8 protein-coding genes are annotated in these 6942 nt (G+C 70.5%); 2 read left to right on the top strand and 6 right to left on the bottom strand.

Going from position 1 to position 6942, the window contains the following annotated elements:
* The 5 genes from AB0F10_RS43175 to AB0F10_RS43155 all read right to left on the bottom strand — a co-directional run.
* A partial coding sequence (locus AB0F10_RS43175; RefSeq protein ID WP_360639765.1) for a DUF6350 family protein occupies positions 1 to 639 on the bottom strand: 639 nt, incomplete at its 3' end.
* A 184-nt stretch (positions 640 to 823) separates the two neighbouring features.
* Positions 824 to 1705, bottom strand: coding sequence for a succinate--CoA ligase subunit alpha (gene sucD, locus AB0F10_RS43170; protein ID WP_360639762.1), 882 nt, complete (start codon positions 1703 to 1705; stop codon positions 824 to 826).
* 4 nt (positions 1706 to 1709) lie between these two features.
* Positions 1710 to 2888: an ADP-forming succinate--CoA ligase subunit beta gene (sucC, locus tag AB0F10_RS43165; protein ID WP_360639759.1), complete on the bottom strand. Its 1179-nt coding sequence runs from the start codon at positions 2886 to 2888 to the stop codon at positions 1710 to 1712.
* 198 nt (positions 2889 to 3086) lie between these two features.
* On the bottom strand, positions 3087 to 3647 hold the full coding sequence (locus AB0F10_RS43160) for a hypothetical protein (protein WP_360639757.1): 561 nt from the start codon (positions 3645 to 3647) through the stop codon (positions 3087 to 3089).
* A 217-nt stretch (positions 3648 to 3864) separates the two neighbouring features.
* Positions 3865 to 4269 carry a cobalamin B12-binding domain-containing protein gene (locus tag AB0F10_RS43155; protein ID WP_360639754.1) on the bottom strand — a complete coding sequence of 135 codons (405 nt, stop codon included), beginning with the start codon at positions 4267 to 4269 and terminating at the stop codon, positions 3865 to 3867.
* A gap of 437 nt (positions 4270 to 4706) precedes the next feature.
* Here AB0F10_RS43155 and AB0F10_RS43150 point away from each other — a divergent pair, with 437 nt between their 5' ends.
* Entirely contained in the window at positions 4707 to 5408 is a 702-nt protein-coding gene (locus AB0F10_RS43150) for a M23 family metallopeptidase (protein ID WP_360639751.1), read from the top strand.
* Between the two features lie 184 nt (positions 5409 to 5592).
* Entirely contained in the window at positions 5593 to 6354 is a 762-nt protein-coding gene (locus tag AB0F10_RS43145) for a M23 family metallopeptidase (protein ID WP_360639748.1), read from the top strand.
* A 57-nt stretch (positions 6355 to 6411) separates the two neighbouring features.
* Here the strand turns inward: AB0F10_RS43145 and AB0F10_RS43140 are convergent.
* On the bottom strand, positions 6412 to 6942 hold a 531-nt coding region (locus AB0F10_RS43140), incomplete at its 5' end, for an IS630 family transposase (RefSeq protein ID WP_360639745.1).

Genomic DNA, 6942 nt, shown 5'->3' with positions numbered 1-6942 from the left:
GGCGACGTCGCTCCCCCGGCCGTCGCCGGCGTGGCGCGCCCCGCCCCCCACATGCGGGTCCGCGTGGCCCACCGCCCCGGGGACCCCCCGGCCCGCCGGGGGCCCGCCGCCGCGCCGGGCGCCGATCGCGCGGGTCACGTGCAGGCCGGCGCGGTTGAGGCGCCAGGCGGCCAGCAGGGTCAGCAGCAGCGGCGCCAGGCCCAGCGGCCCGATGGAGGTGCCGATCGGCACGCCGTGGCCGAGGAGCCAGCCCGCCAGGCCGGCGTGCGCGGCGCCGCCCAGGCCGCCCTGGCCCTCGAGCGTGCGGGCCAGCCCGATGACGGCGGCGACCGGAACGTAGGAGACGAACGCGGCCCAGCAGGTCGCGAACGCGGCGGCCACCAGCAGCGGCGCGCGGCGGCGCGACCGGCTCGGGCGGCGCTGAGCCGGCAGCTTGACCGTCTTGTGGTTGCGCGGATCGATCCGCACGGTCTCCCGGTCCCCCGGGTCGATCTTCACCGTCGGCCGGGCGCCGGGCGCCGGGGGGCGCAGATCGACCCCCACCGTCTCGCGGGCGGCAAGGTGGACCGCCTCGGCGGCCTCGAACTGCTCCTCCGAGCCGGCGGGTCGACCATCGGGAAGGTCGGGGGTGGTCGGCATCGCGGCCTACTTTTCCACGCCGGGCGCCGTGCGGCGACGCAGTAACGGCGGCGCGCCGCCGAACGATTCCTCAGGCGGCACCGCGGACGCCCGGATCACCGCCGGATCGGGGGCGCACAACGACGGCGCGCCGCCGGGCGGATCGCCAGGATCCGCGCGGCGGCGCGCCGGTTGCCGAACCAAATCAGCTCATGACCTCGCGCATGAGCCGCGCGGTCTCGCTCGGGGTCTTGCCGACCTTGACGCCGGCGGCCTCGAGGGCCTCCTTCTTGGCGTCGGCGGTGCCGGCGGAGCCCGAGATGATCGCGCCCGCGTGGCCCATGGTCTTGCCGGGCGGGGCGGTGAAGCCCGCGATGTAGGCGACGACCGGCTTGGTCACGTTGGCCTTGATGAAGTCGGCCGCGCGCTCCTCGGCGTCGCCGCCGATCTCGCCGATCATCACGATCGCGTCGGTGTCCGGGTCGTCCTGGAACGCCTTCAGCGCGTCGATGTGCGTGGTGCCGATGATCGGGTCACCGCCGATGCCGACGGCGGTCGAGAAGCCGATGTCCCGCAGCTCGTACATGAGCTGGTAGGTCAGCGTGCCGCTCTTGCTGACCAGGCCGATGCGGCCGGCCGGGGTGATGTCGGCCGGGATGATGCCGGCGTTGGAGGCGCCCGGCGAGGCGATGCCGGGGCAGTTCGGGCCGACGATGCGGGTCTTCTGCCCCTGGGCGATGTTGTGCGCCCAGAACGCGGCCGAGTCCTGCACCGGTACGCCCTCGGTGATCACCACGGCGAGCGGGATCTCGGCGTCGATCGCCTCGAGCACGGCGGCCTTGGTGAACGCCGGCGGCACGAAGATGACCGACACGTCCGCGCCGGTCTCCTTCATCGCCTCGCCGACGGAGGCGAAGACCGGCAGCGAGGTGCCGTCGAAGTCGACGGTCGTGCCCGCCTTGCGCGGGTTGACCCCACCGACCACGTTCGTGCCCGCGGCGAGCATCCGGCGGGTGTGCTTGGAGCCCTCCGCGCCGGTCATGCCCTGGACGATGACCTTGGAGTCCTTGGTGAGCCAGATAGCCATGTCGTCACTTCCCCGCAGCCGCGAGCTCGGCGGCACGCTCGGCCGCACCGTCCATCGTGTCCACCCGCTGCACCAGCGGGTTGTTCGCCGCGTCCAGGATCGCCCGGCCGGCCTCGGCGTTGTTGCCGTCGAGGCGCACCACGAGTGGCTTGGTGACCGCCTCGCCGCGCTCGCCGAGCAGGGCCAGCGCCTGGATGATGCCGTTGGCGACCTCGTCGCAGGCGGTGATGCCGCCGAAGACGTTCACGAAGACCGACTTGACCGCCGGGTCGCCGAGCACGATCTCGAGGCCGTTGGCCATGACCTGCGCGCTGGCGCCGCCGCCGATGTCGAGGAAGTTGGCCGGCTTGACGCCGCCGTGGCCCTCGCCCGCGTACGCGACCACGTCGAGCGTCGACATGACCAGGCCCGCGCCGTTGCCGATGATGCCGACCTCGCCGTCGAGCTTGACGTAGTTGAGGTTCTTGGCCTTGGCGGCCTGCTCCAGCGGGTCGACAGCGGACTGGTCGACCAGCGCCTCGTGGTCGGCGTGCCGGAAGCCGGCGTTCTCGTCCAGGGTGATCTTCGCGTCCAGGCAGAGCACCCGGCCGTCGCCGACCTTGGCGAGCGGGTTGACCTCGACCAGGGTGGCGTCCTCGGCCACGAAGGCCTGCCAGAGCTTCACCGCGATGTCGACGACGTGCTCGGCGACCTCGGCCGGGAACTTCGCCGCGGCGACGATCTCGCGCGCCTTGGCCTCGTCGACGCCCTTGCTGGCGTCGATCGCGATCTTGGCGACCCGGTCCGGGTCCTCCTCGGCGACGGTCTCGATCTCCATGCCGCCGGCGACGCTGGCGATGCAGAGGAAGGTGCGGTTGGCCCGGTCCAGCAGGTAGGAGAAGTAGTACTCCTCCTTGATGTCCGCCGTCTCGGCCAGCATCACCTTGTGCACGGTGTGGCCCTTGATGTCCATTCCGAGGATGTCGCTCGCGCGGGCCTCGGCCTCGTCGGCGCCGGCCGCGAGCTTGACGCCGCCGGCCTTGCCGCGGCCGCCGACCTTCACCTGTGCCTTGACGACGACCCGGCCGCCGAGACGCTCGGCGATCGCGCGGGCGTCCTGCGGGGTCTCGGCGACGCCGCCGCCCAGCACGGGCAGTCCGTGCCGTTCGAACAGGTCGCGCCCCTGATACTCGAACAGGTCCACGTGTCTCCTTTCGCTCGCGACGCTTGCCCCGGCAAGCCGCGTACCTGCGTCCCGACCTGATGTCCGCGGCGCGTCGTTGCGTCGCCGCCAGCGTGAGAGAAATGTCGGCCCTGTGGGCCTCATTTCGCAGCCTAGCCACTGAGCCGCAGGCCGCGCCGTCGCGGGTGCAGGGTGTGCAAGACGGCACAGCCCGGGCCGCTACCTCAACGGCACCCGTCCGGCGCTGAAGTGGGCGACGGCCGCCAGGATCTCCGCCTCGCCGCGGTCGGCGAAGTTGAGCGTGGCGACGAACCCGGTGCCGAAGGCGTTCATCACGACGCGGGCGTCGAAGGCGGTGTAGGCGCCGAGGTTCTGCTCCGCGCGCGGGTCGCGCGGCGCGACGCAGAGCATCTTCTCCAGGTTCAGCCGCCCCCGCGAGATCTGCCCGATCGACTCCCAGGGCAGCCAGATGGCCTGGCCGCGGCTCGGCCTCGTCTTGATCCAGAGGCCGACCGGCCCGACCGCCAGCGCCGGCCCGCCGGAGGCGAGCATCCAGACCTGCAGACCGAACAGCCCCACGAAGAGCAGCGCGATGCCGAGGAAGATGACCAGCAGGCCTACGGCGTTCCGGGGCTCCGCGACGAGGGCGAACACCGCGCCGAGCGGGACCAGCAGGAGCGCGAAGATGCCACCGAAGACCACGGCGCGCTTGCGGACGCTGTGGCGCACGATGAAGGGCTGGTCCTCGGGGATGCGGGGAGCCAGCGGGTAGGGGTTCACCCGGCGAGAGGGTACGCACGCGCACGCCAAAAAGTTGCCCCTGCTCGCGTAACCCTGCTCAGGAGGCGTCGTTGAGTGTGATGTCGGAGCGCTGAGCGCCGATGAAAGCGGCCGATGCCCTGTCGGTCGAGGGGTGGCGGCGGGGCATCGTGCATGAGAGGCCGGACGTGTGAGGGGTGCGTCCGGCCTCTCCCCTTAACTCTTCGCAGCTAATTGGTCACGCTACCGGCGTGGCCACATTGGCGCGCACCCATTCGATGATGGATGCCGTGGTGGCGCCCGGCGTGAAGATATGCGCGACGCCGATCTTCTCCAGTTCGACAATGTCGTCGGCCGGAATAATGCCGCCGCCGAATACCACAATGTCCGCGGCGTCACGTTCCGTCAGCAGTTCCACCACGCGCCGAAACAGCGTCATGTGCGCGCCCGAGAGCACCGACAGCCCGATGGCGTCCGCGTCCTCCTGGATCGCGGTTTCGACGATCTGCTCGGGCGTCTGGTGCAGGCCGGTGTACACGACCTCCATGCCGGCGTCCCGCAGCGCCCTGGCCACGACTTTGGCCCCGCGGTCGTGCCCATCCAGCCCCGGCTTCGCCACCACGACCCTGATCCGTGCTTGCATCTGCGACCCCTTCGGCGCTCACCGGCTGCACTGCCGGCCGACCCTGATGAAACTGCCACCTGAACGAACGGTAACCCGCCGCGGTTGAACCCCGGAAGCCGCCGCCCCGTACTACCCGCCGGCACAAGAGCATCAGACCCCGCTAAGCAAGCACCGCTTAACGTATTCCACGTCACATGACTTTGTGTTGGAATGCAGTTACGGAGAGCCAACATCGCCCCTACTCAGAAAAGCAGCTAACTCGGACAATCGCCCCCGAATGCCGACAGATAACTGTCAGGGAATTGGCGCTGCGACTTGTGACTGGCGTTGCGTTTCGTTACCGTGGCCCACGGCTGTCAACCGGTTAACCCCGGACCGACCGCCCGGCAAACCACCGTTCAGCGTCTGTTCGAGCTAGGTGGCTGCCGCTCTTTGCCACCGACGGAGGGTTGTTCGTGCGTCAGCGCTTGTCGTCTGAGCCCGACCGCTATCGCGGCCGCCGCCGCGTACCCACGCCGCCTCGCAGCCGCTATGCGGTAGTCGTGACTTCCGCCTTCGTCGGCGCCGGAGTCGTGGCCCTGGGCGCTGCCTCGCAGCTGCCGGATGCCAAGACCATCAACCCCTCGGTGCTGCAGAACCTCGAGGCCGGTGACGCCCTCGCCGACCGCTCCGCCGACGGCGACCGCGCGTCCCGCAGCGAGGACCGCACCGCCAGCACCAAGATCTCCGACGAGCAGGTCGCGGCGCAGGCCTGGCTGCTCCCGCTCGAGGACTACCAGTTCACCTCCCCCTACGGCGTGCGCTTCGGCAAGCTGCACGCCGGCATCGACCTGGCGGCGCCCGAGGGCACCCCCTACAAGGCGGTGCACGCGGGCAAGGTGACCGCCGCGGGCTACAACGGCGGCTACGGCTACGCGATCACGATCAAGCACGCCGACGGCACCGAGATGATCTACGCGCACTCCCGACGGCTCATGGTCAAGGCCGGCGACACCGTCAAGGCCGGCCAGGCCATCGGCGAGGTCGGCAACACCGGCTACTCCTACGGCACGCACCTGCACCTCGAGGTGCACGTCAACGGCACCCCGACCGACCCGATCGTCTACCTGCGCGAGCAGGGCCTCGACATCAAGCTCAAGATCGAGCAGCTTTACTGAGCCCGCGCCCCCGATCCCGCACGACCCATCGCGGCTGGACCTGACGGTCCGGCCGCGTTTTCGCATGCCCGCAACCGCGCTGCCACCGGGGCGGTTGCACCGGGCCGATTCCTCTCATGATTCGCGGTTTGGGTGCCGACAGGGTTGGTGTCGGACGCCGAGACCCCAGGAGGATTACCCCGTCGTGCAGCATCGAGCCAACGGGAACACCTCAGGTCGCCACCGCCGGACGGCCGCCGCGCACAGCCACCGCGCACCGACCGTCCCGCTCGCCGAGCGGAGCCGCTACGCGGTAGCCGCCACCCTCGTCGTCGGTGTCGGCGTCGCGGGAGCCGTGGGCGTCTCCGACGGCACGCCCTCGTCCGCCGCGGCCGCACAGGCGCGCACCGGGGCCGCGCAGCTACAGCTCTCCGACCCGATGACCGTCCCGCTCGAGACCGACGCCGACGCCGGCCTCCGGGCCGCCGGCGACGGGCTGTCGCTGGACACCGGGAAGCTGTCCGTCGCGCAGGTCCGCAAGCCGAAGCCGCTGCCGTGGATCAACCCGATGCCCGAGGGCTCGGTGACCTCCTGCATGGGCCAGCGATGGGGCCGCCTGCACGCCGGCGTCGACCTGGCCGCGCCGCAGGGCACCCCGATCCGTGCCGCAGGCGCGGGGACGGTCGTGTCGGCCGGCCCGGCCGAGGGCTACGGCAACGCGGTGCTGATCGACCACGGCAACGGCTACCTGACCCACTACGGGCACATGTCGGCCATCACGGTGAAGACCGGCCAGAGCGTCAAGGTCGGCGACCAGATCGGCAACGAGGGCTCCACGGGCCACTCGACGGGCCCGCACCTGCACTTCGAGGTGCACCAGGGCAGCTACAAGAACCCGATCGAGCCGACCCGGTGGATGCACGAGCACGGCGTCGACATCGCCGGCTGCGCATCCCTCTCCGACTGACGGCCAGAACCTCACGCCTCTCGCCGGCTGACGGCCAGAACCTCGACCGAAGCTGGGCTAGTGTCCCGTGTCTAAGTTCTTTTGACGGTTGGCTTTGGTGAGGATCTGGTCGGCGGTCTTGGTCCAGCGGAAGGGTTCGCAGCGCTGGTTGTAGCCGTCGATGAACGTGCGGATCGCGCCGATCAGGTCCGGCACGCTGGTGAAGGTGCCGCGGCGGATGGCCTGGCGGGTGATGATGCCGAAGAAGATCTCCACCATGTTCATCCAGGACGCGCTGGTCGGGGTGAAGTGCATGGTGATCCGCGGGTTCTTGGCCAGCCATGCTTTGACGTTCGGGTGGCTGTGGGTGCCGTAGTTGTCGGCCACCACGTGCAGTTTCACCCGGGGGTGGGCTTTGGCGACCTGTTTGAGGAACGCCAGGAACTCGCCGTTGCGGTGCCGCTGGTAGCACGCGTCGGCGGTGATCTTCCCGGTGGCGACCTCCAGGGCGGCAAACAAGGTGGTGGTGCCGTGTCGCTGGTAGTCGTGGGTGCGGCGTTCCGCCTCATCGAAACGCATCGGCAGCAGCGGCGCCGTCCGATCCAGGGC

Origin of the sequence: Actinoplanes sp. NPDC026623 (assembly GCF_040638275.1) — a bacterium.
Lineage (GTDB): Bacteria > Actinomycetota > Actinomycetes > Mycobacteriales > Micromonosporaceae > Actinoplanes.
Note: the sequence above shows the minus strand (reverse complement) of the source record. Positions and strands in the feature narration are given on the sequence as shown.

Excerpts from the sequence above, each read along its gene's own strand:
- sucD (WP_360639762.1), bottom strand. The coding sequence starts at position 1,705 with ATGGCTATCTGGCTCACCAAGGACTCCAAGGTCATCGTCCAGGGCATG.
- AB0F10_RS43155 (WP_360639754.1), bottom strand. The coding sequence starts at position 4,269 with ATGCAAGCACGGATCAGGGTCGTGGTGGCGAAGCCGGGGCTGGATGGG.